At 30.8% G+C, this 26,599-nt stretch carries 25 protein-coding genes; 8 read left to right on the top strand and 17 right to left on the bottom strand.

What is annotated here, in order from left to right; all coding sequences use genetic code 11:
- Nucleotides 1–7 precede the first annotated feature (7 nt).
- The gene (locus tag MED152_RS07950) at nt 8–1,591 is read left to right on the top strand and encodes an OmpA family protein (protein ID WP_015481348.1); all 1,584 of its coding nucleotides are present in this window, start codon (nt 8–10) and stop codon (nt 1,589–1,591) included.
- Here MED152_RS07950 and MED152_RS07955 read toward each other — a convergent pair whose 3' ends face one another.
- The 11 genes from MED152_RS07955 to MED152_RS08005 form a co-directional block, all read right to left on the bottom strand.
- Nucleotides 1,592–2,497, bottom strand: a complete 906-nt coding sequence (locus MED152_RS07955; protein ID WP_148284806.1) for a hypothetical protein — start codon at nt 2,495–2,497, stop codon at nt 1,592–1,594.
- A gap of 74 nt (nt 2,498–2,571) precedes the next feature.
- Complete coding sequence (locus MED152_RS07960; protein ID WP_015481350.1) at nt 2,572–2,775, bottom strand: hypothetical protein; 204 nt, start codon at nt 2,773–2,775, stop codon at nt 2,572–2,574.
- An 84-nt stretch (nt 2,776–2,859) separates the two neighbouring features.
- A complete protein-coding gene (sufD, locus tag MED152_RS07965) occupies nt 2,860–4,173 on the bottom strand; it encodes a Fe-S cluster assembly protein SufD (RefSeq protein WP_015481351.1) in 1,314 nt (437 codons plus the stop codon).
- 54 nt (nt 4,174–4,227) lie between these two features.
- Nucleotides 4,228–4,977, bottom strand: coding sequence for a Fe-S cluster assembly ATPase SufC (gene sufC, locus MED152_RS07970; RefSeq protein WP_015481352.1), 750 nt, complete (start codon nt 4,975–4,977; stop codon nt 4,228–4,230).
- Nucleotides 4,978–4,989: 12 nt separating this feature from the next.
- Nucleotides 4,990–5,850, bottom strand: coding sequence for an N-acyl homoserine lactonase family protein (locus MED152_RS07975; protein ID WP_015481353.1), 861 nt, complete (start codon nt 5,848–5,850; stop codon nt 4,990–4,992).
- 27 nt (nt 5,851–5,877) lie between these two features.
- A complete protein-coding gene (gene sufB, locus MED152_RS07980; RefSeq protein ID WP_015481354.1) occupies nt 5,878–7,326 on the bottom strand; it encodes a Fe-S cluster assembly protein SufB in 1,449 nt (482 codons plus the stop codon).
- Nucleotides 7,327–7,338: 12 nt separating this feature from the next.
- Nucleotides 7,339–7,668, bottom strand: a complete 330-nt coding sequence (locus MED152_RS07985; RefSeq protein WP_041383495.1) for an iron-sulfur cluster assembly accessory protein — start codon at nt 7,666–7,668, stop codon at nt 7,339–7,341.
- Between the two features lie 106 nt (nt 7,669–7,774).
- Nucleotides 7,775–8,833, bottom strand: a complete 1,059-nt coding sequence (locus tag MED152_RS07990) for a cytochrome-c peroxidase (protein ID WP_015481356.1) — start codon at nt 8,831–8,833, stop codon at nt 7,775–7,777.
- A 13-nt stretch (nt 8,834–8,846) separates the two neighbouring features.
- Nucleotides 8,847–9,599: an MbnP family protein gene (locus tag MED152_RS07995; protein WP_015481357.1), complete on the bottom strand. Its 753-nt coding sequence runs from the start codon at nt 9,597–9,599 to the stop codon at nt 8,847–8,849.
- Between the two features lie 4 nt (nt 9,600–9,603).
- Nucleotides 9,604–10,926: a hypothetical protein gene (locus MED152_RS08000; RefSeq protein ID WP_015481358.1), complete on the bottom strand. Its 1,323-nt coding sequence runs from the start codon at nt 10,924–10,926 to the stop codon at nt 9,604–9,606.
- An 8-nt stretch (nt 10,927–10,934) separates the two neighbouring features.
- Complete coding sequence (locus MED152_RS08005) at nt 10,935–12,191, bottom strand: choice-of-anchor B family protein (protein WP_015481359.1); 1,257 nt, start codon at nt 12,189–12,191, stop codon at nt 10,935–10,937.
- Between the two features lie 162 nt (nt 12,192–12,353).
- Between MED152_RS08005 and thiL the strand changes: the two genes are divergently transcribed.
- Nucleotides 12,354–13,397: a thiamine-phosphate kinase gene (thiL, locus tag MED152_RS08010; protein ID WP_015481360.1), complete on the top strand. Its 1,044-nt coding sequence runs from the start codon at nt 12,354–12,356 to the stop codon at nt 13,395–13,397.
- Between the two features lie 45 nt (nt 13,398–13,442).
- Here thiL and MED152_RS08015 read toward each other — a convergent pair whose 3' ends face one another.
- From MED152_RS08015 to MED152_RS08025, 3 genes are all read right to left on the bottom strand, one after another.
- A complete protein-coding gene (locus tag MED152_RS08015; RefSeq protein WP_015481361.1) occupies nt 13,443–14,216 on the bottom strand; it encodes a LuxR C-terminal-related transcriptional regulator in 774 nt (257 codons plus the stop codon).
- Nucleotides 14,217–14,381: 165 nt separating this feature from the next.
- Nucleotides 14,382–14,936 carry a hypothetical protein gene (locus tag MED152_RS08020; RefSeq protein WP_015481362.1) on the bottom strand — a complete coding sequence of 185 codons (555 nt, stop codon included), beginning with the start codon at nt 14,934–14,936 and terminating at the stop codon, nt 14,382–14,384.
- A 49-nt stretch (nt 14,937–14,985) separates the two neighbouring features.
- Nucleotides 14,986–15,765, bottom strand: a complete 780-nt coding sequence (locus MED152_RS08025; protein ID WP_015481363.1) for an alpha/beta fold hydrolase — start codon at nt 15,763–15,765, stop codon at nt 14,986–14,988.
- A gap of 43 nt (nt 15,766–15,808) precedes the next feature.
- Between MED152_RS08025 and brnQ the strand changes: the two genes are divergently transcribed.
- The 3 genes from brnQ (at nt 15,809) to MED152_RS08040 (ending at nt 19,002) form a co-directional block, all read left to right on the top strand.
- On the top strand, nt 15,809–17,098 hold the full coding sequence (gene brnQ / locus MED152_RS08030; RefSeq protein ID WP_015481364.1) for a branched-chain amino acid transport system II carrier protein: 1,290 nt from the start codon (nt 15,809–15,811) through the stop codon (nt 17,096–17,098).
- A 73-nt stretch (nt 17,099–17,171) separates the two neighbouring features.
- Nucleotides 17,172–17,954 (top strand): alpha/beta fold hydrolase, encoded by a 783-nt coding sequence (locus MED152_RS08035; RefSeq protein ID WP_015481365.1) that lies wholly within the window; start codon nt 17,172–17,174, stop codon nt 17,952–17,954.
- 43 nt (nt 17,955–17,997) lie between these two features.
- Nucleotides 17,998–19,002 carry a sugar kinase gene (locus MED152_RS08040; RefSeq protein ID WP_015481366.1) on the top strand — a complete coding sequence of 335 codons (1,005 nt, stop codon included), beginning with the start codon at nt 17,998–18,000 and terminating at the stop codon, nt 19,000–19,002.
- 57 nt (nt 19,003–19,059) lie between these two features.
- Here the strand turns inward: MED152_RS08040 and MED152_RS08045 are convergent, their stop codons facing one another.
- From MED152_RS08045 to MED152_RS08055, 3 genes are all read right to left on the bottom strand, one after another.
- The gene (locus tag MED152_RS08045; RefSeq protein ID WP_015481367.1) at nt 19,060–20,349 is read right to left on the bottom strand and encodes an aminopeptidase P family protein; all 1,290 of its coding nucleotides are present in this window, start codon (nt 20,347–20,349) and stop codon (nt 19,060–19,062) included.
- Nucleotides 20,350–20,404: 55 nt separating this feature from the next.
- Nucleotides 20,405–21,721 carry a DEAD/DEAH box helicase gene (locus MED152_RS08050; protein WP_015481368.1) on the bottom strand — a complete coding sequence of 439 codons (1,317 nt, stop codon included), beginning with the start codon at nt 21,719–21,721 and terminating at the stop codon, nt 20,405–20,407.
- 165 nt (nt 21,722–21,886) lie between these two features.
- Nucleotides 21,887–22,153 (bottom strand): GlsB/YeaQ/YmgE family stress response membrane protein, encoded by a 267-nt coding sequence (locus MED152_RS08055; protein ID WP_015481369.1) that lies wholly within the window; start codon nt 22,151–22,153, stop codon nt 21,887–21,889.
- Nucleotides 22,154–22,311: 158 nt separating this feature from the next.
- Between MED152_RS08055 and MED152_RS08060 the strand changes: the two genes are divergently transcribed.
- From MED152_RS08060 to MED152_RS08070, 3 genes are all read left to right on the top strand, one after another.
- Entirely contained in the window at nt 22,312–25,143 is a 2,832-nt protein-coding gene (locus MED152_RS08060; RefSeq protein WP_015481370.1) for a glycosyl hydrolase, read from the top strand.
- 47 nt (nt 25,144–25,190) lie between these two features.
- The gene (locus tag MED152_RS08065; RefSeq protein WP_015481371.1) at nt 25,191–25,811 is read left to right on the top strand and encodes a hypothetical protein; all 621 of its coding nucleotides are present in this window, start codon (nt 25,191–25,193) and stop codon (nt 25,809–25,811) included.
- Nucleotides 25,812–25,917: 106 nt separating this feature from the next.
- The gene (locus MED152_RS08070; RefSeq protein ID WP_041383497.1) at nt 25,918–26,592 is read left to right on the top strand and encodes a succinate dehydrogenase cytochrome b subunit; all 675 of its coding nucleotides are present in this window, start codon (nt 25,918–25,920) and stop codon (nt 26,590–26,592) included.
- Nucleotides 26,593–26,599: the final 7 nt, after the last annotated feature.

Here is a 26,599-nt window from a genome sequence, read left to right on the forward strand (position 1 = left end):
TTAAATTATGAGAAAAATTATACTACCATTTCTTTTCTTAACCTTAAGTCTATTTGCTCAAGAAGAGAACTACACTATTAAAAATTTAGATATCAATAAAAAATACCAAGATTTTGGTGTTAGCTTCTATAACGATTCTACAGCCGTTTTTGCTTCAGCAAGAAAAACGGTTTTTATGAAACGTGTTTGGTCTGGCAATCACGAGCCCTTTTTAAGATTGTATCAAGGAAAAATTGCTTCTGATGGAGAAATTACAAATCCTACAGAATTTGGTCATCAATTAGATACCAAATATCATGAGTCTAACCTTAGCTTTTCTAAAGATTTAAAAACTGTTTATTTTGATAGAAATAACTTCTTCCATAAAGAATACAGAACAAACGAAGAAGGTGTTAATTTAATACAAATTTATAAAGCCAAAATAGACGAAAATGGTAAATGGGTAGCTGTAGAAAGATTGCCTTTTAATAGCGATGAATTTAGCTCTGGACATCCTGTTTTAAATGCAGACAATACCAAGCTTTACTTTATATCAGACAGGCCAGATTCTTATGGAGAAACAGATATATATGTAGTAGATATAAATGCTGATGGTTCTTATGGCGAACCTAAAAATTTAGGAACCACTGTAAACACTTCTAAAAAAGAAATGTTTCCTTTTATAGATGAAAACAATGTGTTGTATTTCTCTTCTAACGGATTCAATTCTGGAAAAGGAAATTTAGATGTTTATGCTACCAAATTAAACAAGCAAGGTGATTATTTTGCACCTCAAAACTTAGGTTTTCCTATAAATAGCAATCAAGATGATTTTGCTTTTGTGAAACAGAAAGGTAAAAATACAGGCTATTTTTCTTCTAACAGAGAAGGTGGAAAAGGAGATGATGATATTTACGCAATAACAGAAATTAAAGCACCAATTTTTGAATGTAAAGAAACCTTAAAAGGTATTGTTGTAAATAACAAAACAACCAATACTATAGCATCTGCAGAGGTAAAATTATATCATAACAATAAAGAGTTAGCAGCTGTAATTACAGATAAACAAGGTAGATTTTCTTTTACCATAGACTGTGAATTGAACTACAAATTAGAGGTTTCTAAAGAAAATTTTCATCAAGCATTTAAAGAAGTTGCAAGCTCTAAAGAAAATTTTATAGAAGTTGATTTAGAATTAGAGCCTATAGAAAACAATCATTTTATTACAGTTAGAGATCAAGTTATGCTAAACATACCTCCTATTTATTTTGATTTAGCAAAGGCAACCATTAAAAAAACATCAGAACAAGAATTACAAATGGTGGTTGATTTAATGAACAGATATCCAAAAATTATAGTGCAAATTAGAGCACATTCAGATAGTAGAGGAAATGATAGTTATAATCTTAGGCTTTCCGATAGAAGAGCAAAGGCAACTGTAAATTGGATTCTAGACAAAGGTATTGCCAAAAACAGAATTTTCGGAATTGGTTTTGGTGAAGAAGATTTGGTAAACGAATGTTCTAATGGTGTGCAGTGTTCAGAAGAAAAACATCTAGAGAATAGAAGAACTGAATTTGTTATTTTAAATCCGTTTACGGTAGGTAAATAACTAATCTATCTTTTTATTTCTTTTAAACCAACTGTAATTGTAGTAAGTGAAACCACTAAAATTTAAGTGCTCACTTAGTTTTACGTTGTTTTTAGCCAATTCTGTATGAAACGTATCTTCCGCTTCTTGGAATCTATGACGTTGTAACCATCTTCCCATAAAATTATTTTCGTAAGAGAATAAAATAGATACTTCTATATGAGAATGAATTGCATCTAAATAGTTTAACCTGTCTTTTACGTAAACGTAGCTGTATTTTGGATCTTTTACATAATCGTGTATTAAAAGCTTATCTACATGCGCGCTTATTTGATCTACTTCGTCCCTTGTGTATTTTCCAACGTAAGCCTCAATTTCAACGTCCATATTATCATCCTTAGCAAGTTCTTTCATCACTTGTAAAGAGCTAATGAAATAGTTGAAAGAATTTTCTCTATTGCATTTTAACTGCGCATTTTTTAAGTAAGTTTCACAGTAATAACCCTTATCTACAGATTCTTTTTTGTTCCAATATTCATATTCTATATTGTAAACATTAAAACGTTCTAATTCGTTTTCCCTAGATTGGTTATAAGGATGAATTGCTTTGATGAAAAAATCTCCAGTTTCACCTGAAGCGCTTACACTTTTTACACCAAAATCTTTTTTAGCCTTACAAATAAAATCGGCCAATAGTTGGTTCTTAGAAGCATCACCTAATGGAAATCGTTTATGTACTTTATGTAAATCATACAAAATAAGTTCATCTATTTCATTAGTTTCTACAAATTCGAAAAGTTCTTGTTCAAGCGTATAAGAACCTAAAATATTTGCAAAATTATCTACATATAATTTTCTTTCTTGACCATAAATAGTAGTCATTAAAAGAAGGCAAACAACAGAGAATAAGTGGTTTAATTTTATCATAACGTAAAGATAAACAATTATAACAAAAAAAAACCACTCAAAATTTGAGTGGTTTTATATATTATTTGGAAGTTTTAGCTTTTTCCTTTTACAAGACTTAAAACTACTGCTGCAATTCCTAAACCTATTACTATAAATGAGTTGGTATTGTCTTGCGCTTCTATTAAACTAACATCGCCAATAGCAACTTTAGTTTCTGGTATTACCATTGTATAAATTCCGTAAGCTAATAAAACTACACCTACAATTAGTAATACTGTTTTAATTGTTTTGTTCATAATTTGGTTGTTTATTGTGAGTTACGAATTTAACAATTAAAAGCAACTAAGATTAACGCAATCAAAACTTAGATTAACGTTTACCTACAAATCAAAACCAATATTTACATTTAATTTGTTAGCAATAAGCTTTGTAATTCTTGATTTCACCTCAGGAATTTTTACACTTTCTAACACCGTATTTGCAAAGGCAAACATTAATAAACCTCTACCTTCTTTTTTAGGTATTCCTCTTTGCTGCATGTAAAATAAAGCATCATCATCTAGCTGACCAATTGTACAACCATGAGAACATTTTACATCATCTGCAAAAATTTCTAATTGAGGTTTTGCGTTTATTGTGGCTTTATCACTAACTAAAACATTATTATTTTGCTGGTAAGCATTGGTTTTTTGAGCTTCTTTCTCTACAATTACTTTACCATTAAAAACACCTGTAGAACGTTCATCAAAAATACCTTTATAATCTTGATGAGATTCGCAATTTGGCTCTATGTGATGTACTAAAGTATGGTGATCTACGTGTTGTTTACCTTCAATAATTGTGATACCTTTTAAAATAGAGTCTATATGTTCTCCATTTTGATAAAAGTTTAAATTATTTCTAGTGATGTTACCACCAAATGAGAACGTATGCACAGATACTACACTGTTCGATTTTTGATTTACATAAGTATTATCTACCAATGAAGCATTGGTATTATCATTCTGAATTTTGTAATAATCTACAGTTGCACTTTTAGCCGCAAAAACTTCGGTAACAACATTAGATAAAACCGCATTAGAAGTTAAACTTTGATGACGTTCTATAATTTGAACATGAGAATTTTCTTCAACCACAATTAAATTTCTTGGCTGAATCATTGTTGCTGGCTCAGAACCTGTTGTAAAATTAATAATCTGAATTGGTTTCTGAACTTCGATATTCTTTGGGATGTAAATGTAAGCACCCTCTGATGCAAATGCAGTATTTAAACTTGTTAAGTTATCTTGTTTGGCAACTTTATTAAAATAAGTTTCTATTACTGATTTGTATTTTGGTTTATTTAATGCAGAAGACATTAAGCAAACATCGAATTTCTCATGCGTTGTTGCAGATAAGAAAGAACTGTATTTACCATCTATAAAGACTACTTTATAAGTATCTATATCATGAATAAAATACTTTTTAACATCTGCTAATTCTACAGCTTTTTCTCTATCAGGAAAAATGCTATAGTCGTTTTTTAAAAGTGAGTTTAAAGATGTGTATTTCCACGCTTCCAATTTTTTGGTTGGGAAACCTAGCTTGTCAAAGTTTTCTAAAGCTTTAGAACGTATTTCATGAACTTCTGAGTTCAAGTCTACATTATCTTCAAAAGCTACATAAGAAGAAAGTAATTTATCTTTTAATTCCATTTTATTTCGTTTGAAAGTTAAAATCACAAAGGCTATTACTAATAGCTTTTGTGTTTAAACTAGTTCCTTTTTAATCCAATCATACCCTTTTGCTTCTAATTCTAATGCAAGAGAGGCATCACCAGTTTTTACAATTTTACCATCGTGTAAAACGTGTACAAAATCTGGAACTATATAATCTAAAAGTCTTTGATAATGTGTAATAACAATTACAGCATTGTTTTTAGATTTTAATTTATTTACACCATTTGCTACAATACGTAAAGCATCAATATCTAAACCAGAATCAGTTTCATCTAAAATGGCTAATTTTGGCTCTAACATTGCCATTTGAAAAATTTCGTTACGTTTTTTCTCTCCACCAGAAAAACCTTCGTTTAACGAACGAGATAAAAATTTACGATCTATTTCTAACAATTCTGACTTTTCACGAATTTTCTTAAGCATATCTTTAGCAGGCATATCTTCTAAGCCTTTTGCTTTTCTAGTTTCGTTAATAGCTGTTTTTATAAAGTTAGTTACAGAAACACCAGGAATTTCTACAGGATATTGAAAAGATAAAAATACTCCATTATGAGCTCTTTCCTCAGGTGCTAGTTCACTAAGATCTTCGCCATCTAATTCTATACTACCATTGGTTACTTCATAATCTTCCTTACCTGCAACTATGTTTGCTAAAGTACTTTTTCCAGCTCCATTAGGCCCCATGATTGCATGAACTTCACCAGCTTTTACCTCTAGGTTTAATCCTTTTAGGATAGATTTCTCTTCTATTGCTGCGTGTAAATTGTTAATTTTTAACATGTTTTCTACTCTTTAGTTTTGAGCTTTTGGCTCTATGCTATTTAATAATTTTTCTAATTTTTCGTAATCTTTTGGAGAATGTTGTATAATCACTTCTGCATTTTCTTCTTCTGCAAATTCTTCAAAAGCCTCCATACTTTTTATAGTTTGAGGTGCATTGTAATTAAATGATGGTACTCTTTTATGTATTCTATTTTCTTCGAAATGATACAAATCACCAGTTAATAAAATTGGTTTTTCTAAACCTGTAACATTTACTAATAAAACTTGATGCCCAATTGTATGACCAGGCATTGCTTTTATAATTACTGTACCATCTGCAAAAACATCATAATCTCCATATAATTTTTGCACTTTGGTTAGATTTTTAAAAGCTTCATTTTTCGCTTTTACAGTATCTCCAAGAGTTACATTAAATTCATCATTCTGAATTAACAGAGTTGCATCATTCATATAACTGGCATGACCTGTATGATCAAAATGAGAATGAGACATTGCAAAATATTTAAAATCTTCTACTTTAAATCCTATCGATTTTAGTTGATTTTTCAGTGAATCTTGTCTTTGAATTCGATATACTCCACTTGGCTCATCAAAAGGTTCTGGCAATACTAATTGTTCTGGTAAACCAGCATCCCACATCAAGTTTCCTTTTGGATGCGAAATTACATAATAGGTATCTGTAAATTGCTTTTGTTGACCTGTATAAGTTGTATCTTGAGAAAAAACCTCTAGCTTTTTCACCAAAATAGATCCTCCTTTTAATTGATACAATTTCACTTCAGGAACATTAGGTGATTGTGCTTCTTTCTTTTCTGCATTTTTGCAGCTTACAATACTAATTGCAAAAAATAAGTAGAATAGGTTTTTCATTAATTTGGTTTAAGTTAATTTTTATGCTTATCCTACAGAACCTTCTAAAGAAATTTCTAATAATTTCTGTGCTTCTACAGCAAATTCCATTGGTAACTTGTTAAGTACTTCTTTACTAAAACCATTTACAATTAATGCAATTGCTTTTTCTGTATCTATACCTCTTTGATTACAATAAAATAATTGGTCTTCTCCAATTTTACTTGTAGTAGCTTCGTGTTCTATTTGAGCTGATTTGTTTTTAGCCTCTATATAAGGAAATGTATGTGCACCACAAGCATTACCCATTAAAAGTGAATCGCATTGCGAAAAATTACGTGCATTTTCTGCTCTTGAGTTTATTTGTACTAAACCTCTGTAAGAGTTTTGAGATTGACCTGCTGAAATACCTTTAGAGATAATGGTTGACTTGGTATTTTTACCCAAGTGAACCATTTTAGTACCTGTATCTGCTTGCTGAAAATGATTAGTTACTGCTATAGAATAAAATTCACCTACAGAATTATTTCCTTTTAAAATACAAGAAGGATATTTCCAAGTTACTGCAGAACCTGTTTCAACTTGTGTCCAAGAAATTTTTGCATTGGTTTCACACAAACCTCTTTTGGTTACAAAGTTAAAGACACCACCTTTTCCGTTTTCATCTCCAGGAAACCAGTTTTGCACTGTAGAATATTTAATTTCAGCATCATCCATAGCAATTAATTCTACAACTGCAGCATGCAATTGATTTTCATCTCTTTGAGGTGCAGTACAACCTTCTAAATAAGAAACATAACTACCTTTGTCTGCAACAACTAAAGTTCTTTCAAATTGTCCTGTTCCTCCTTCGTTTATTCTAAAATAGGTTGATAATTCCATAGGACATTTAACACCTTTTGGAATGTAACAGAAAGATCCATCAGAAAAAACAGCCGAATTTAAAGCTGCATAAAAGTTGTCTGATGTTGGCACAACTGTACCTAAATATTTTTTCACCAACTCTGGATGCTCTTGAATAGCTTCTGAAATTGGCATAAAAATAATACCTTTTTCACCTAAAGTTTTCTTAAAAGTAGTAGCTACAGAAACAGAATCCATTACAATATCTACTGCAACATTTGCTAATTTCTTTTGCTCATCTATAGAAATACCTAATTTTTTAAATGTTTCTAATAAATCAGGATCTACCTCGTCTAAAGAATTTAATTTTGGTTTCTTTTTAGGTGCAGAATAATAGGCAATCTCTTGAAAATCTGGCTTAGGATATTTAACGTTAGCCCAATCTGGCTCTGTCATTTTTTCCCAAACTCTAAACGCTTCTAGCCTCCATTCAGTCATCCATTCTGGTTCGTTTTTCTTTTTAGAAATTGCACGAACAACATCTTCATTTAAACCTTTGGCAAACGTTTCACTTTCTATATCTGTATAAAAACCATATTCATACTCTTTGGTTTTTAATTCTTGTTCTAAATCTTCTTCTGTATACTTTGACATGATTGTCTAATTTTAAAGTGAAAATGATTCTCCACAACCACAAGTTCTATTTGCGTTTGGATTATTAAACACAAAACCTTTACCATTTAGACCTCCTGAATATTCTAAAGTGGTACCAACTAAATATAAAAAGCTTTTTTTGTCTACGACAATTTTTACATCATTCTCTTCAAAAACTTTATCGTTTTCTTGTTGGTTATTATCGAAAGTTAAATCATAAGATAAGCCTGAACAACCTCCACTCTTTACACCAACTCTTACAAAATCTTTTGTCGAGTCAAAGCCATCATCTGTCATCAGTTCAATGACTTTTCTCTTTGCTGTGTCTGAAACTTTTATCATAATTTTAAATAGATTAAATCTAAATTGTCTGCAAATATACGACATAAGTCGCAAAAAAAACACAAACTTTCATTATGAAACTTAATGTAGTTATTGGTTTTATTGATTAGTTTTTAAAGGCAGGATTATTGATAAATTCTTGGTCTGTAAGTGTTAATAAAAACGCTTTTAAATCGGCCTTTTCTGCGTCACTCAAACCTACTCCACCTTGGTTTACTTTTTTCATTAACGGATCTATAGTTTCTGAGAATTTTAGGCCTTCTGAGTAGTGATTGATAACTTCTTCTAAAGTAGAAAAACGTCCATCATGCATGTAAGGTGCTGTATAAGTTAAATTTCTTAAAGATGGTGATTTGAATTTACCATTATCTGCAGAATCTCCAGTAATGGCCCCTAAACCTAAATCTGTAAAGGTTTCATCTAAACCATTGTTATGAAATTGATTGTCTGTCCACAGTGGATTATTATTGCTTCCATGACAATGAAAACAATCCCCTTTTTCTTCACTCATAAAAATGTTAAATCCATTTTGTTCTTCAACTGTTAGTGTTGCTTCACCCAATAAATAGTTATCAAATTTTGAATTTGCAGAGATGATAGTTCTCATAAATTGAGCAACTGCCTTAGCTACCAAATCTGAACTGATTTCTGAGGTACCAAATGCCAATTGAAACAAATCTGGATACCTATCATGATTGTTTAATCTTTTGGTAATCTCTTTTAAATCTCCATGCATTTCTACAGGATTTACAATGGGCTCAATTACTTGATTTTCTAAACCAAATTCTTTACCATCCCAAGCAAACCGTTCGTCAAAATTCCAGGCTAAATTGAATAAGGGCATAGAATTCCTTGAACCTAAATCTCCTTCAGCACCTTCACTAAATTGAAAACTGTCTGAAAAAGCTTCTTGTAATTTGTGACAGTGAGCACAAGATTGTGTTTGGTTACCAGATAAAATTCTATCAAAAAACAACTTTTTACCCAAAGCTACCCCTTCTTCTGTAAGTGGATTATCAGCAGGGATAACAGGTGCTATAAGCTTATCTGCAAATAATTCTGGTATTTGTAAATTGTAAGAAACAGGTACATAAATATCTTCCTCTTTAGATGAGCAACTCATTAAAAAAGTGAAAAATAAAATATATAAACCTAATTTTCTCATATCCTTAAAAGTACTAATTATTCGTTATTTCACCCAGAGAAAAGACAGATTGACCATTGGCATTCATTAAAATTTGAGCATCGAAATTGGGCATTAAAACTGTATTAAGTTCGTTTAAATTCCAGGTATTTGGATTTTTAAACCATTCTGCAACATTCATTTGAATTTCTATAGTTGTATTGTCTGAAATTTCTACATTCCCTAGGTCTATATCTATTGAAGTATCTTGTAAAATTAAGTTATCTGGATCTGTAATATCTGCAGCTCTAATTGCATGATAATTAAAATTAGCATCTGCATTATTAGTGTCTTTGTATTTGCCATCAAATTGCATGTAATGATAGCCTCCACCCAACATTTCTGGAACATTAAAAGAAGCTGAATTCAAATCTGGATAAATACCATCTAAATTATCTGCATCATTAAAACCAAATGTAAAATTAAGTGATTTTGAGCCCTTAGTAATACCTTCTAAAACAATCTCTGCACCTGTATTTTCAACAACATCAATAAGTTGATAATTATTGGCTACTGCCCCAATTGTTGTATTTGAAACCACATATCTTAATCTTTCAATACTAATTAAATCTCCATTTTCATTGGTAAATTTAAACTGATTAAAATCTGATGATGAAATTGCTGTACCATCCCAATTTTGGGTAAATTTAAGAGTAACATTTACAGTTTCTATATTTACATCATTGTCTTCTGAACAGGCCAAAAATGTAAAACAAAATACTACTAAAGTGAATATTATTTTTCTCATAAAATTATTTTATATGTATAATCAGTCCGTCTGAAAAACCTTTATTCTCAGAGATATCTAAATCTGAACTGCTACTTTCTCCTACAGCAATAATCTGGTTATTGTTAAGTGCAACAGCATCAAAAAGTAATTCATTTTCTGAACCACCAACAAATTGTTGCCAAAGTAAATTACCATTATTATCAACTTTTAAAACCCAAGCATCATTTTGACCATTATTGGTAAAACCTGAATCTAAACTTCTGGAGTTACCAGAAATTATAAAATCACCATCTTGCGTTTTAGAAATAGATCTTGCCACATCAAAACTAGAGCCACCAAAGTTTTTGCCCCAAATTAAATTACCATCTGACGATATTTTTATCATCCATAAATCTGCACCCCCATTGTTTGAAGAGACATCTTGATCCGTACTTCTTGTATCACCTACAACTATAAAATTACCATCATCTGTGGCTGTAATTCCTCTTGGCTCTTCTACTTCTGAGCCACCAAAACTTTTTTCCCAGATTAATTCTCCAGTATTAGAAAGTTTGAAAAGCCAATAATCATAAGTGCCTTTGTTATTGCTTATATTAAAATCTTCGCTATCTGAAGATGCTGCAATTATGTATTCATTTGTGTTGGTTTCAATGACTCCAAAAGGCACATCTGTAAATGAACCTCCAAAATATCTGCTCCAAACTAAATCCCCATTATTGTTTAATTTTATAGCCCAGACATCTCCTCCTGCATGTCTTTCTAAAGTTTTAGAATTACCTTGACCATTAGAAGCTGTTACATCTAAAACACCCGTAATTAAAAAACCATTGTCTGCTGTTTGAAGCAAAGCATTACCTGTATCTGCACCTGAAAATCCAAAAGTTTTTTCCCAAGAAATGCTGCCATCGAAAGTGGTTTTTATCATCCAAAAATCTTGTGCACCTGCATTTTCATCTACATCAAAATCTGAACTTTTACTAAACCCAAATAACGCAAAGCCACCATCATTTGTAGCTATTAAATCTGCTGCTCTGTCATCATCTGAACCACCATAAGTTTTACTCCACAATAAAACGTGATCTGATGAGAATTTCATCAACAAAAAATCGAAACTTTCATCGGATTTATCTTGAATATCAAAATCGTTACTTTGTGTGTATCCTAAAACTGCATAACCACCATCTAAAGTGCTAACCACTGATTGATAAACATCATTTTTAGAACCTCCATAAGTGGTTGCTGTAACTTCTTTTGTTGAATTTACAAAAGAAAAACCTCCTCTAATTTCTGGATCTGAACATTGAAAAAGGAAAAAAAGAGATGCTAAATAGCAGAGTTTTTTCATTCAAAAATTTATTCTGATTTTTTAATTAAAAACAATCCGTTTTCAATATCACTAACTACAATTACGCCACTTTCAAAATAAGGATAAACATTCCAAACTCCATTGAATGAAGCTAAGTTATTAGCAGGCCTTGTGTCAAAAAAACCAACTTCATTTACAGTTTTATTGGCAATGTTGGTAATGTCTATCATTCTAACACCTGCTGTATAATTTGCTAAATAAAACGTATCACCTTTAACATAACCATTATGATCTATAGCTGCAGTTACACCTAAATACTCAAGGTGTAATTTAGGATTATCTAAATCGATAAAATCAAAAACTACAGTTCTAGTTCTTCCTCCATTTCTTAACTCATCTAACTCATCACCTAAAAGAAAATAACTCATGTCTTCTGTAAACCAACCTTGGTGTGTGTACTCTACATTAGAATAACTTATAGATGATAGTTTAATAGGGTTTCGTTTGTCTGTAATATCTACAATTACAACTTCTGTTTCATTACTACCAATTAATATTTCTTTTCCTACATGTTCTGTGTCTGGCCCATTATAAGTAACAACTTGAGCATCATGAGAGTAGTTTGTGAAACCACCTTCGTTTACTGGATTTAAAGGATCTTGAATATTGATAAATAGTGGACCACCAGCAAAAGTGCCATTTCTACTTGTACCAACAGGATATGCATAACCTTCACTTTCATTAATGACAATATTGTGTGCACTACCAAAATTGGTATAAGTTGCATCTGCATCGAAAACAACTGGCGGATTTGCTACATCTCTTAACTTTGTTAAATCAAAAACTTGCATACCATGATTTGATGCTTCACTAACCACAAAAGCATGATTGTTATACACTTTTACATCTCTCCAATCGCTATTTACAGTTGCAGTTGGTAAAAAACCAACTATTACTGGCTCTGTTGGCTCACTAATATCAATAAAAGAAACACCAGAATTTAAGCCCATTAATGCATATTCTTTATTGGTTGTTGGGTCTGTCCAACCCCAAGAGTCATTACCACTTAAGTTATTGGTAGCTGTGTTTGATAAGTCTAAATCGCTTAAAGAAATTCTAGCCAATAAATCATAACCATTACAAGGAAAACCACCGGCCGAACCATTTTCACATTTGGTTATGGTGTCATCATTGGTATCAACAATATCTACTACAGGATTTGGATCTGTGATTTGTGAATCTGAAAGATCTTTAGAACAACTAAATGAAATAAGAATTACTAAAAACAATACTTTTTTAAACATAACATTTTTTTTAGGTTGGTAGCAATAGTGCTGATAAAACGATAAGTAACAAAGCGTTATTGCATAATTATTATACCAAAAATATAATTTATAATTGAAATCAAATTAAAATCTCTGTTAAAGTAACTCTATCAATTTTAAGAATGTGACTATCTTTGCAGCATGTTAGAAGATAAAAATCAGAATAAAACGTCATTGGCTGAACTTGGTGAGTTTGGTTTAATAAATCATATTACAAAATACTTTAAAGCAAATCATACCTCTACAGTGAAAGCTGTTGGAGATGATGCTGCTGTTTTAGAGGCTTCAGAGCAACAAACTTTAATTACCACAGATTTGTTAATAGAAGGTGTACACTTTGATTTAAGTTACATGCCCTTAAAACATCTAGGTTACAAAGCTGTAATGGTTAATTTATCTGATGTTTATGCTATGAATGGAACTGCAGAGCAAATCACTGTGTCTATTGCTGTTTCTAACAGATTTCCTTTAGAAGCTATTGAAGAACTATATGCAGGTATTCAATTGGCTTGTTCTACTTACAAAATTGATTTAGTTGGGGGTGATACCACTTCTTCTACAAAAGGTATTTTAATTTCGGTTACTGCAATTGGTAAAGCCAACAAAGAAGATGTAGTTTACAGAAACACTGCAAAAGAGACTGATTTAATTGTAGTTTCTGGTGATTTAGGTGCTGCCTATTTAGGGCTACAAGTTTTGGAAAGAGAAAAGCAAGTTTTTCAAGTAGACCCAAACAATCAACCAGACTTAGATAATTATACATATTTAATTGAGCGTCAATTAAAACCTGAAGCACGTAAAGACATTCCTGGTTTACTGAAAGAATTAGAGGTAAAACCAACATCTATGATTGATATTTCTGATGGTCTGTCATCAGAACTTTTTCACATTTGTACACAAAGCAATGTTGGTTGTAAAATTTACGAAGACAAATTGCCTTTAGACCCTCAAGTAATATCTGCTTGTGAAGAATTTGAATTAGATTCTACAATGGTTGCTTTAAGTGGTGGTGAAGATTACGAACTACTTTTTACTGTGCCTATTGCTGATTTTGATAAAATAAAAGGAAACCCTAATTTTTCTATTATTGGCCATATCACAGAAGAAAATCAAGGTTTACAATTAATTACAAGAGCCAATCAAGAAATTGAATTGAAAGCTCAAGGTTGGAATTCTATGCAATAGTGCTATTGTTTCTTTAAGTTTACACTAGCTCAAAAATTTAGAGTTTTAATAAAGTTGGTTGTTTAAGAAATACGTTACCAATTCTGAAGAAGTCTTTAAATTTAGCTTATTAAGTATATTTTTTCTGTGCGTATGAACTGTATGAATGCTTATAGATAACTTAGCTGCAATTTCTTTGCTAGAATTATTTAGAGAAATTAATCGAATAATATCTTGCTCTCTAGAGGTTACAGCTGCTGATAAAAGTAACTGAGAATAATTTTTATAAAACAAAGTTTCGTATTCATTCTTATCATTAAGAATTTTAATACTAGCAATTATAGGCCTTTTATTTTTTTCATCTATTAAACTGCAATGTGTTATACCAATTATTGGTTTTCCCTCACCATCAAAATAAATTGGTGTTTGATGTTCTACAATATTAACATATTCGTCTTTGCTATTTTTAACTCTAATATTCCAAGTATAGCTTAATTTATGTCTGTCTTTCTTTTCAACTTTGGTCATAGTAAAGTTCATCAAATCTTCTAACATTGATAAAAATACAGGCAAACTTTCTGGGTCAAAATGAGAAAACCAATACTTAATACCTTCAGTCGTCATTTTTTCTACACTTAACCCTAACGTATGTTCAAAATTTTTACTCACAAATTCATAAATCTGTTTTGATGTATTTGTAACTATAAAAAAAGATTGCATAGGAGGTAAAAACTCATCCAACTCTCTTAATTTTTGAATATGATCTGCTACAATAGTTCCATCATACTCTTTGTAAGTATCAAAAACCTCTTTAAAAAGATTGTATTTCTGCTTTTGCATATATTTCTTAAATAACGATTTACTAAAAAACTATTCTTGGATAGATTTATTTAGAACACCAAAATACCTTAAACTAATCTATAATTTAATAGCTCATTGATATTTATTTTGAGGGATAAATTGCATTTCAATAAAAGCAACGTAAGCATTGATCTATTGAAAAATTTAATGGGAGATTGTTTGATTTACTATGATATTATGATTCATCAATTTAAGAGAACCATAACCACCAAGAAAAATACATAGGCTAGCAAGAAAATGATTTCCTGTCAATTTTTCAAGAAAAAAACCAATAATAAATCCAAAAGTAATTCCTAGCAGAACCTTTAAGTAATACTTAGTTAACTTTTGTTTAGCCAAAGCAATTTGTAATGCATTACTTTCTGTAAAATTCTGATTTCCATTTATAAACAAATCCAGATTATGAATAAAATCTGCATACAATTTTTGAAAAGCAATTGGCGTAATTTGCATATTACCAGGCACATAGTAAGTTATGCTAAGTATATCTAAATTTTGAATAATGGTAATTTTAGATTCCCAATTTAAAGGATTCATTTTCCAACCATCTACTAAAGATGACTTCTTAAAAAAGGTAAATGTATTTGTACTTTCTCTCTTTTTCTTGAAATTGTAAAGTTCAAAATACTGAGTTAACTTTTCTTCTAAATCATATTGATTATCTACAACAAATTCGAAGCTTTTCCGATAAAAATCCATTACTTAAGTAAAATTGGATTAAACAACAATTTTTTTCCAAAAATAACATTTATTTAACAAATTCTTTCAAAAGATCTTGCAATTCTTCTAGATTCTCTATGTGACTCATATGTCCATTAGTCAAAGTTTTTAATTCTGTTTTTGTTACTGAAGCTTCTTCTACAGATTTTTCATAACTCAAAACAGGATCTTTTTTACCAGCAATTATTAATTTTTTAAAGCTATTGTTGGCCAACACATGGTTTTGGTTTGGCCTTAAACGCATACCTTCATTTGCTGCTATATAACCCTGAATAGGTGTTTTTAAGGCTTCCTTTAAGGCTAAATTAATTTCCTCACGAAATGCATTTCTACTGGTTTCTGTAAATAAATTTACAAAAGACATACGAACCAGGTTTTCAAAATTGTTTTGTACCATTTTATTAGCACGAATTCTTAGTGCTTTTCGCTCTTCATCATCTTCATTAGAAGTTGAATTTAATAAGCATAAGCCTTTTATGGCATCAGGGTTTCTATCTGCCAATGTCAATGCCACATACCCTCCTAAAGAATGACCAACAATAAAGTACCTTCTCAATTTTAGGTATTTTAAAACAGCTTCTATAGCTTCTGCAAATAATTCTAAACTATGCACATAACCCAAACATGCTGTATCTCCATGTCCTAATAAATCTATAGAAATAACTCTATTTCTTTGTGATAGACTTGGTGCTATATATTTCCACATGGTTTTATTTTCTAAAAAACCATGAATCAAAACAATAGCAGTTCCTTTACCAACATCAGAAAAAGAAATATTTATTTTTTTAAAAGTTATCGATTTTTGCATCACACAAAAATATGTATATTTCCACTTCTAAATTAACCAAAACATGAACAAAACAAAAGAAATCTGGATTGCTGGTTTTGCACTCTTTTCACTTTTTTTTGGAGCAGGAAATTTAATTCTACCACCAACTTTAGGTGCCAAAGCAGGTTTAGACTGGTGGATTGTTGTTTTGGGCTTTGTTACTACAGCTGTTACCATACCTATTTTAGCCATTTTTGCTCACGCAAAATTACAGGGTACTTTATATGATTTTGGTAAAAAAGTATCACCAGTATTTAGTACAATTTATTGTTTATTGATTTATAGTATTGCCATTGCAATTCCTTCTCCTAGAACTGCAGCAGTTACGCATGAAATGACTGTGCAACCTTTTTTTGACACATCAACACTATTTACAAGTATCATTTACTTTGTACTTGTTTTTATTTTTGCCATTAACAGGTCTAGAGTTATAGGTTTAATAGGAAAATTCTTAACGCCTATTATTGTTATTATTTTATTAATTATTATTGGTATTGCCATTTTTACATCACCAGCAAGTTTATCTGCTTCTACTTTTAATACTCCTTTTGTAGATGGTTTATTGGAAGGTTACCAAACTTTTGATGCTATTGGAGGTGTTGTTGTAGGTGCTGTAATTATCATTTCATTAAACTATAGTTCTCACACTACTTTCGAAGCTAAAAGAAAGCTTATTAGAAAAGCTGGTTTTATTGCTGGTACAGGCTTATTACTAATTTATGGTGGTCTTATTTTAGGAGGATCTTTATTTGCGAGTACGTTTGCAGAAAATGCTTCTAGAACCGAAATTTTAACCAGTTTAAGCACACAAACATTAGGTAATTTTGGAACAACTTTTTTAAGTGTATTGGTTGCTTTGGCATGCTTTACAACTGCAGTTGGTATTGTAACAGGTTCTGCAGATTATGTTAAGGGTATTTGCAACAATTCTCAAAAAGCTTATTTAATTACAGCTGCAATTGCTTCGTTAATTGGCATTTTTGTTGGCAGCTATCAAGTAGACTTTATTATAACACTTGCAGTACCTGCTTTAATGTTTTTGTACCCAATAACTATAATGCTAATTTTACTAAACATTGTGCCAAATAAATTTGCTTCTAAATTAGTGTTCAGGGGTGTAATTCTTGTAACTTTCATTTTTAGCATTCCAGATTTTTTAGGCTTTATCATTCCTAGAGAAAACTTAACTGGTATAAAAAGTATTATTCCTTTAGCAGAAAATAGTTTGGGCTGGGTTTTACCTGCTTTATTTACTTTTGCAATTTTAAATCTTAGCACTTTTAAGTCTGAAAAAGATAAATTACAAGCTTAAATTTTATCATTTAATAGAAATATAACTTTTAGCAATTCAAAATACTGTAAATTAGCTACTTTAAATTGGGGCTTTGTTAAACTATTATCTTTATCCACATAACACATCTAAAGAATGGGTAACCTTTGTACATGGTGCAGGAGGTAGCAGTTCTATTTGGTTTAAACAAATACGAGATTTTAAAAAGCAATTTAATGTACTCATTTTAGATTTAAGAGGGCATGGAAATAGCAAGCCTACTTTAAAAGACACTTTTAATCCAAAATATACTTTTGATTCTATTACCAATGATATTGTAGAGGTAATAGATCATTTAAAAATTGAAAAATCTCATTTCATTGGTATTTCTTTAGGTACTATTTTAATTAGGAATCTTGCAGAAAAAAAACCAGATTTAGTACAAAGTATGGTAATGGGTGGTGCTATTATTAAGTTAAACACTCGTTCTCAAATCTTAATGAAATTGGGTGTTATCTTTAAATCTGTAGTACCTTACATGCTACTCTATAAATTCTTTGCATTTATTATAATGCCTAGAAAAAATCATAAAAAATCGAGAAGTCTTTTTGTAAACGAAGCTAAAAAACTATATCAAAAAGAATTTATACGATGGTTTAAATTAACCTCTGAAATAAATCCTTTATTGCGCTTCTTTAGAGCAAAAGATATAAAGATTCCTACTTTATATGTTATGGGTGCAGAGGATCATTTATTTTTGCCATCTATTAAAAATATTGTGAATAAACACACTACAAGTTCTCTTTTTGTAATTAACAATTGTGGACATGTTGTAAACGTAGAACAACCAGAAGTATTTAATAATGAAACTATTGGTTTCATTAATTCTCTTGCATAAGCCTTTTTAATATTCTAAATTTACTTTTAAATTTAGAAAAATCATGAACCAGATTATCACCTTTGGTGAAGTATTAATGCGTATTTCGCCAAGAGGAAACAAAAAATTTATTCAATCTAACAACGTAGAGTTTTATTTTGGAGGTACAGAAGTAAATGTAGGAATTTCAATTGCCAATTTTGGAGGAAAAGTAAAACACATCTCTTGTATTTCTGATGATTTTATTGGTAACACAGCAATATCATATTTGAATAAATTTGACCTTGACACCACTGCAATTGTACGTTCTAGCAGACCTTTGGGTGTTTACTTTTTAGAAGTAGGTGCAGTTATTAGACCAAGTTCTATTTCTTATAACAGATCTCACTCCTCTTTTTCTGAAATAAAACCAGAAATGGTTGATTGGGAAAAATCGTTAGAAAATGGCAAATGGTTTCATTGGACAGGGATTACACCTGCCTTAAACAAAGGTAGTCAGCAAACTTTATTAGAAGGTTTAAAACTAGCGCGTAAAAAAGGCTTACAAGTTTCTGCAGATCCTACTTATAGAAGTGGTTTATGGAAATATGGAGAAAATCCTAGAGAAATTTTATCAGAAATGATTGAATATTCAACCATTTTTATAGGCGGAATTAATGAAATAAATGAACTTTTAGAAACTGAATATACTTACTCTAATGAAGATTTTATAGCAGCTAGTAAGCAGTTAATGGAAACATATCCATCAATAGAAAAAGTTTTTGATAAGATTAGAACATCTATTAATTCTTCTTGGCATAAAATAAGAGCGAGAATGTGGAATGGAATTGAATTTAGAGAAACTGAAGATATAGACATTACCCATGTTGTAGACAGAATTGGAACAGGTGATGCATTTGCAGCTGGCTTAATTCATGGTTTACAAAAGTTCGATGATTTTAAAGCCATACAATTTGCATCTGCTGCTTGTGCTATAAAACACACGTATTTGGGTGATGTAAATTATGCTAATGAAGAAGAAGTAATTAGCATTTTAGAAGGTAATACTACTGGTAGGTTAAAAAGATAAAACAATAAAAAAGGCAAGTAATAATTACTTGCCTTTTTTTAAATTTTTTAATTGAATTTAATTCATTAAATCTTCAATCTCATCTGCTTCAATAGGTATGTTTCGCATTAAATTAAAAGGTTCTCCTTTTTCTTGTATAACAACATCATCTTCTAAACGGATTCCAAAACCTTCTTCTGGAATGTAAATTCCTGGTTCTACTGTAAAAACCATATTTGCTGTCATTGGTTTATGTAGCAAACCATAATCGTGAGTATCTAAACCTATATGATGACTTGTGCCATGCATAAAATATTTTTTATAAGCAGGCCATTTTGGATCTTCATTTTGAACATCAGCTTTATCTAATAAACCTAATTTTAATAACTCAGAGGTCATAATTTTACCAACCTCAACATGATAATCTTTCCAAATAGTGCCAGGTACTAATAGTTTTGTAGCTTCGTTTTTTACATAATTTACAGCATTGTAAACTTCTTTTTGCCTTTTAGAAAATTTACCAGAAACTGGTATGGTTCTAGATAAATCGCTCTTATAATTGGCGTATTCTGCTGCTATATCAAACAAAATTAAATCGCCACTTTTACATTGCTGATTGTTCTCTATATAATGCAAAACATTTGCATTGTTACCAGATGCTATAATTGGTGTATAGGCAAAGCCTTTAGATCTATTTCTTACAAATTCATGCAATAATTCTGCTTCAATTTCATACTCCCAAACACCTGGTTTTACGAAATTTAGAATTCGCCTGAACCCTTTTTCTGTGATGTTGCAAGCATGTTGCATTAGCTCTAATTCAATACCATCTTTTACAGCTCTTAAATCTTGTAAAATAGGGTTACTTTTTGCAACAGAATGTGCAGGATATTTAGCCAATAACCATTTTGTAAATCGGTCTTCACGTGTTTCGGTTTCTACAGAAGCTCTATAATGTTCGTTGGTATTTATGTAAAAAGTATCTGCGTAAGTAGACATTTCAAACAAGGTTTTTTCTAAGTCTTGCAACCAGAAAATAGTTTGAATTCCGCTTGTTTTTGTAGCTGCTTCTTTCGTTAGTTTTTCACCTTCCCAAACAGCAATATGTTCATTTGTTTCTCTAACAAATAATACTTCTCTTAAATCTTCATTAGGACAATCAGGAAATAACATTAACACACTTTCCTCTTGATCTACACCACTTAAATAAAAAATATCTCTGTGTTGTTCAAAAGGCATTGTGCTATCTGCACTTATAGGATAAATATCATTTGAGTTAAAAATAGCAATACTTTTAGGCTTCATTTGAGCCATAAAATTTTTACGATTTTTTATAAAAAGTTCTGAATTTATTGGGTTGTATTTCATGCGTACTTAAATTTTAGTACACAAATGTAGCAATTAAAAACTCAAAAAAAGAGTGCTAGTTTCGTTTACTTTTGGCTGCACCACTTCTACCTCTTCCTGAATTATTTGCGGGTTTTCTTCGCTTATAATTGTTAGTTCTTTTCGCTTTTTTAGGTGTATCTGATTTGCCTTGTGTAGTTTTTTTCTTTTTGTTAAATGAACCTTTACTTTGAGAAGCTGCTCTTTTTGGAGCTGCTGTATCTGTAGGTTCAAAACCTTCTACAACTATCGATGTTAATTTCTCATTCAATAATTTTTCAATTTCTTTTTGATATTCTGTTTCTTCACTACAAACTAATGAAATGGCTTCACCTTTTGCACCTGCTCTACCAGTTCTACCAATTCTATGTACATAATCTTCGGGTACATTTGGCAACTCATAATTTATTACATAAGGCAATAAAGGTATGTCTAAACCACGAGCTGCAATATCTGTAGCCACCAAAACTTTAATGGTATTGTCTTTAAAGTTTTTTAACGCTTTTGTTCTAGCACCCTGACTTTTATTACCATGAATAGCTGCTGCAGAAATTTTAGATTTAATTAAATTCTGAGTTAATCTATTTGCTCCATGTTTGGTTCTTGTAAAAATTAAAACCTGATTCCAATTATTGTCTTTAATCAACTTTATTGTGAATTCAGTTTTCTTCTTTTTATCAATTTGATAAACTTTATGCGATACTTTTTTAGCGGTAGAATTTTGGGGTGCAGTTTCTACTTCTACAGGATTTTTTAGAATACCACTAGCTAGCTTTTTAATTTCTTTAGAAAACGTAGCAGAAAACATCAAGTTTTGACGTTTTGCAGGCATATAACTAATAATTTTGTTAATGTCTCTAACAAAACCCATATCTAACATTCTGTCTGCTTCATCTAAGATAAAAACGTCAATTCGTTTAAATGAAACTGCTTTTTGGTCATGTAAATCAAGTAATCTTCCTGGTGTTGCCACTAGTATATCTACACCCCTTTTTAAGGTTGCAATTTGAGAAGCTGCTTTTACACCTCCAAAAACCACTGCAGATTTTATATTTACATATTTGCTATATTCTCTAACATTATCATGCACTTGAGCAGCCAATTCTCTAGTTGGTGTTAAAACCAAAGCTCTAATTGGCCTATATTTTGGGTGTTTCGTTTCTGATAAATATTGCAAAACTGGTAGTGTAAAACCTGCTGTTTTACCTGTACCTGTTTGTGCAGAAGCTAACACATCTTTACCTTCTAAGATATGAGGTATTGCTTTTTCTTGTATTGGAGATGGCTTTGTATATCCTTTTTCTTCCACTGCTTTTACAAAAGCATCTGATAAGCCTAATGATTTAAATGACATAGTTGTTGTTTAAGAAACAACTAGTTGTTGTTGGTTCTAAATTGCTACAAAGGTACACTGATTACTCTACTAAACGCAATTATTAGGTGCATATTTCATAAATAGAATATCAAATAAAAAAAGATGCTTAACAGCATCTTTTTATTTATATTTTTATCATAAAAATTACCTTCTTCTAGCCCTAGTTCCTCTAAGAACTCCTACTAAAAATAAAATAATAATTGCACCTGTTGCACCAACAACAATATCTTCTAACCAATAAGGATTAATGTTTAATTTTATACCCAATTCTCCATAAAGCCAGTCACCTACAAAACTTCCTGCAATACCTATAATAATATTAACAATAAGACCAAACCCATTGTCTCTCATTAAAACATCAGCTATATAACCACAAATGGCACCAATGATAATTGTGTACAAAATACCCATAATAATAATTTTTTATTGTTTAATTGATTTCTAGCTAAAATAAAAAAAATTAACAATATTTTACTAAAGGATATATTTTAAAACCAATATTTTAGTAAATTAATTCAATAATTAGCAATATTAATCGCAATTCAACATCAACAAATAACCTAACTATTATGAAAAAATTTATCTTTTTTTTCTTCTTATCAACCTCATTTTTATGTTTTGGCCAGCAAAGCGCAACAAGCGCTTCTAAAGTGGCTGAATCTCTAAAAATTAAAGAACAACTAGCTCAAAATTCTTTAGTTAAAAATGTAAGTTTTACAAATATTGGGCCAACAGTAATGAGTGGTAGAGTTGCAGATTTAGCTGTAAACCCTAACAATACTACAGAATTTTATGTGGGTTATGCTTCAGGTGGTTTATGGTATACAAATAATAATGGTACCACATTTACTCCAATTTTAGACAATTCTCCAACACAAAATATTGGTGATATTGCTGTAGACTGGAACTCAGGTACAATTTGGGTAGGTACAGGAGAAAAAAACTCTTCTAGATCTAGTTATGCAGGTATTGGTTTATTAAAATCTACAGACCAAGGTAAAACTTGGCAAAATATGGGTTTAACAGATTCTCATCATGTTAGTAGAATAGTTATAAATCCAAATAATGTTAACGAAGTTGTGGTTGGTGTTATAGGTCATTTGTATTCTTCAAATGCAGAAAGAGGAATTTTTAAAACTACAGATGGTGGTAAAACTTGGGCAAAAACGCTATTTGTAAATAATGATACTGGTATTATTGATGTAGCATTTGCACCAGAAAATTTTAATACTATGTATGCTGCATCTTGGGAAAGAGAACGTAAAGCCTGGAACTTTGATGGTGATGGCTCTAATTCTGCCATTTATAAAAGTACAGATGCAGGTAATACCTGGACTAAAGTTTCAGACAATTCTGGTTTTCCTACAGGAAATGGAGTGGGTAGAATTGGTTTAGCTGTGTTTAATGAAAACACAGTATATGCTTTGCATGACAGCCAATTTAGAAGACCAAAAGGCGCTGCAAGAAAAGCTTCTGATGCACTTACCAAAGAAGATTTTAAAACAATGTCTAATGCAGAATTTTTAAAATTAGACGATAAAAAAATAAATACATTTTTAAAAAATAACGGTTTTCAAGAAAAGTACAGAGCAGAAAATGTAAAACAAATGGTTAGAGTTGGTACAGTAAAACCAGCAGATTTAGCTAGTTACTTAGAAGACGCAAATGCTATGTTGTTTGATACTCAAGTTGTAGGTGCAGAAGTATTTAAAACTACCAATGGAGGAAAATCTTGGAAAAAAACACACAATAATTTCTTAGATGGTGTTTACAGTTCTTACGGTTATTATTTTGGTGAAATACGTGTTGACTTGCAAGATGAAAAAGCAATCTATGTTTTGGGTGTACCTATCATTAAATCGAAAGATGGTGGTAAAACCTTTACCTCAATTAGTAAAGAAAATGTGCATTCAGATCATCAAGCATTATGGGTAAATCCAAAAAAATCTGGTCATATTTTAAATGGTAATGATGGTGGTTTAAACCTTTCTTATGATGATGGTGCAAGCTGGATTAAATTAAATGATCCTGCAGTTGGACAATTCTACTCTGTATATGCAGACACTCAAAAGAATTATAAAGTTTATGGTGGTTTACAAGACAATGGTGTTTGGGTAGCTGCGAATAATGCAAGGGTAGATAAACGTTGGCAACAATCAGGTCAAAATCCTTACGAATCAATTATGGGTGGAGATGGTATGCAAGTACAAGTTGATGAAAGAAATCAAAATATTGTGTATACAGGTTATCAATTTGGAAATTATTTTAGAATTGATAGAGAAAAAGGCAAGCAAACTTATATTCAGCCAAAGCACACATTAGGTGAAACTCCTTATCGATTTAATTGGCAAACACCAATTTTATTGTCAAAACACAATCAAGATATTTTATATTTAGGAGGTAATAAATTACACAGATCTTTAAATCAGGGTGATGATTGGGAAACGATTTCTGACGATTTAACCACAGGTGGTAAAAAAGGTAATGTAGCTTATGGTACTTTAACCTCAATTTCAGAAAGTCCGTTTCAATTCGGATTAATTTATGTTGGTTCAGATGATGGTTACATCAACCTTACCAAAAACGGAGGTGGAAATTGGACACGTATTTCTAATAACTTACCCCAAAATTTATGGGTGTCTAGAGTTATAGCATCTGCACATAAAAAAGAGCGTGTTTACGCAACTTTAAACGGTTATAGATTTGATGATTTTACAACTTATGTTTACATGTCTAATGATTATGGACAAAGTTGGACAAACATTGGTAAAAACATACCAACTTCTGCTGTAAATGTGATTAAAGAAGATCCAGAAAACGAAAATATACTGTATTTAGGTACAGATAATGGTTTGTATATTTCTTTTAATCAAGGTACATCTTGGGAAGCATTTAGTAATAACTTACCAAATGTTGCAGTGCACGATTTGGTAATACAGCCAACTGCAAAGCATTTAATTGTTGCCACTCATGGGCGTAGTTTATACAAAGCAGATATTTCTGCCTTACAAAACATGAATTCTGATGTAATTGCTAAATCTACTCACATTTTCAAAGTAAATAACATTAGAAAAAACAGAAACTGGGGTCGTTCTTGGAGTCAGTGGAGAGATGCTTATGAACCAGAAATTACCATTCCTTTTTATGCTAATGCAAACAGAAAAAGTACACTTGCCATTTACCATGGAGATGCAAAAGTAAACGAAATGGAAATAGCTTCTTCTAAGGGTTATAATGAAGTAGATTTTGACTTAACTTTTTCTAAGAAAGGATTAAAAACTTATGAGAAAGCAAATAAAAATTCGAAAATTAGAGCTGCACAAAATGGCGTAAACTATCTACCAAAAGGTAAGTACACTATTAAAATTGATGATGAAACAAGCAGTTTCGAAATAAAATAATTGTAAAAAAGGGGCTTTAAAAGTCCCTTTTTTTATGACAAATATTTATGAAAAAAACACTATTTCTATTATTTTTTAGTCTTGTAAGTATTTCAAATGCGCAATCGAAATACACTGGTTTTTTTGAGCTTTCTACACCAAAAAAAGTCTGGGTAATTTTTCATCCTTTTAAGGCTAAAAAGGCATTTAGAATTTCTGAAGAAGCAAATAAAGTTTCAGACTCTATTAAAAAGACGAATGTCTTAGACAAAGACGCTTCAGGAGGCCAAGTTGATGCTTTTAGACATGCTTTTTGGATGGCACGTTTAAGACAGGAGTTAGGAAAATCGGCTGCACGTTCGTTAGGTAAAGCACATGAAAGAGAAAACTACAAAACCTTTAAAAAAAGAAAACTAGAAGATGGTAGTGTACCTGATGAAATATCTTCTATAATGGATTTGCATAACAATGAACAAGGTTTGGCACTAGTTGTTAAAGACGAAAAAGTATCGCAGAAAGAATTAATTATTAGAATAATTAATGCAATAAAAAGTGGTAAAATGAAAATTATCAAGAAAGATTCAAAAGGTAATTTTTTAACTTGTGAGGGTATTGTTATTTCACCAAAAAGTTTAAAAGGAAAATGGAAAAACAACAAATGCCTAATTGCTTCTAACCCTAAAACTTAAGATTTATTTAAAACTATTCTAAATACTAGCGAAAACGTTATAATTTCTTTGCTATGCATTTGTTTAAGCCTTATTTTTGTATATAATTATTAACTAATTTAAAAAAATGAGCGGATTTTTCAAATCTTCAATAGGTAAAAAAGTGTCTATGGCACTTTCTGCATTCTTCTTAATGGTTTTCCTTTTACAGCATCTATCAATAAATATGATGTCTGTATTTAGTGCAGATTTATTTAATGAAGTTTCACATTTTATGGGTACAAATCCAGTTGTACAATTTGCTTTACAGCCAATCTTAATTTTTGGTGTTGTATTTCACTTTATAATGGGTTTCATCTTAGAAATTCAAAACAGAAATGCAAGAAATGTATCTTACGCACAAAACAATGGTTCTGCCAATTCTAGTTGGATGAGTAGAAACATGATTTGGTCTGGTGCAGCTATTTTAGCATTTATAATTTTGCACTTTATCGATTTTTGGTTTCCAGAAATCAATACAAAATTTATTCAAGGTGATTGGTCTGGTTTGCATAATGGCGAATTTAGATATTACCATGAGTTACAAGAAAAGTTTGTAAACCCAATTAGAGTTGCTGGTTACTGTATTGCTTTTGTATTTTTAGGTTTACACTTAGCACACGGTTTTACCTCAGCATTTCAATCTGTAGGTGCAGCATCTTTACGTAAAAAATTAGGCGTATTAGGAAAAGTTTATGCTATTATAGTGCCTTTAGGCTTTATAATTATTGCGCTTTATCATCATTTAAATCATAACCATTAATCTTAAA

Origin of the sequence: Polaribacter sp. MED152, assembly GCF_000152945.2 — a bacterium.
Classification (GTDB): Bacteria; Bacteroidota; Bacteroidia; order Flavobacteriales; family Flavobacteriaceae; genus Polaribacter.

Coding starts and splice junctions, on each gene's coding strand:
- MED152_RS07950 (WP_015481348.1), top strand. CDS start 8: ATGAGAAAAATTATACTACCATTTCTTTTCTTAACCTTAAGTCTATTT.
- MED152_RS07955 (WP_148284806.1), bottom strand. CDS start 2,497: ATGATAAAATTAAACCACTTATTCTCTGTTGTTTGCCTTCTTTTAATG.
- MED152_RS07960 (WP_015481350.1), bottom strand. CDS start 2,775: ATGAACAAAACAATTAAAACAGTATTACTAATTGTAGGTGTAGTTTTA.
- sufD (WP_015481351.1), bottom strand. CDS start 4,173: ATGGAATTAAAAGATAAATTACTTTCTTCTTATGTAGCTTTTGAAGAT.
- sufC (WP_015481352.1), bottom strand. CDS start 4,977: ATGTTAAAAATTAACAATTTACACGCAGCAATAGAAGAGAAATCTATC.
- MED152_RS07975 (WP_015481353.1), bottom strand. CDS start 5,850: ATGAAAAACCTATTCTACTTATTTTTTGCAATTAGTATTGTAAGCTGC.
- sufB (WP_015481354.1), bottom strand. CDS start 7,326: ATGTCAAAGTATACAGAAGAAGATTTAGAACAAGAATTAAAAACCAAA.
- MED152_RS07985 (WP_041383495.1), bottom strand. CDS start 7,668: ATGATAAAAGTTTCAGACACAGCAAAGAGAAAAGTCATTGAACTGATG.
- MED152_RS07990 (WP_015481356.1), bottom strand. CDS start 8,833: ATGAGAAAATTAGGTTTATATATTTTATTTTTCACTTTTTTAATGAGT.
- MED152_RS07995 (WP_015481357.1), bottom strand. CDS start 9,599: ATGAGAAAAATAATATTCACTTTAGTAGTATTTTGTTTTACATTTTTG.
- MED152_RS08000 (WP_015481358.1), bottom strand. CDS start 10,926: ATGAAAAAACTCTGCTATTTAGCATCTCTTTTTTTCCTTTTTCAATGT.
- MED152_RS08005 (WP_015481359.1), bottom strand. CDS start 12,191: ATGTTTAAAAAAGTATTGTTTTTAGTAATTCTTATTTCATTTAGTTGT.
- thiL (WP_015481360.1), top strand. CDS start 12,354: ATGTTAGAAGATAAAAATCAGAATAAAACGTCATTGGCTGAACTTGGT.
- MED152_RS08015 (WP_015481361.1), bottom strand. CDS start 14,216: ATGCAAAAGCAGAAATACAATCTTTTTAAAGAGGTTTTTGATACTTAC.
- MED152_RS08020 (WP_015481362.1), bottom strand. CDS start 14,936: ATGGATTTTTATCGGAAAAGCTTCGAATTTGTTGTAGATAATCAATAT.
- MED152_RS08025 (WP_015481363.1), bottom strand. CDS start 15,765: ATGCAAAAATCGATAACTTTTAAAAAAATAAATATTTCTTTTTCTGAT.
- brnQ (WP_015481364.1), top strand. CDS start 15,809: ATGAACAAAACAAAAGAAATCTGGATTGCTGGTTTTGCACTCTTTTCA.
- MED152_RS08040 (WP_015481366.1), top strand. CDS start 17,998: ATGAACCAGATTATCACCTTTGGTGAAGTATTAATGCGTATTTCGCCA.
- MED152_RS08045 (WP_015481367.1), bottom strand. CDS start 20,349: ATGAAATACAACCCAATAAATTCAGAACTTTTTATAAAAAATCGTAAA.
- MED152_RS08050 (WP_015481368.1), bottom strand. CDS start 21,721: ATGTCATTTAAATCATTAGGCTTATCAGATGCTTTTGTAAAAGCAGTG.
- MED152_RS08055 (WP_015481369.1), bottom strand. CDS start 22,153: ATGGGTATTTTGTACACAATTATCATTGGTGCCATTTGTGGTTATATA.
- MED152_RS08060 (WP_015481370.1), top strand. CDS start 22,312: ATGAAAAAATTTATCTTTTTTTTCTTCTTATCAACCTCATTTTTATGT.
- MED152_RS08065 (WP_015481371.1), top strand. CDS start 25,191: ATGAAAAAAACACTATTTCTATTATTTTTTAGTCTTGTAAGTATTTCA.
- MED152_RS08070 (WP_041383497.1), top strand. CDS start 25,918: ATGAGCGGATTTTTCAAATCTTCAATAGGTAAAAAAGTGTCTATGGCA.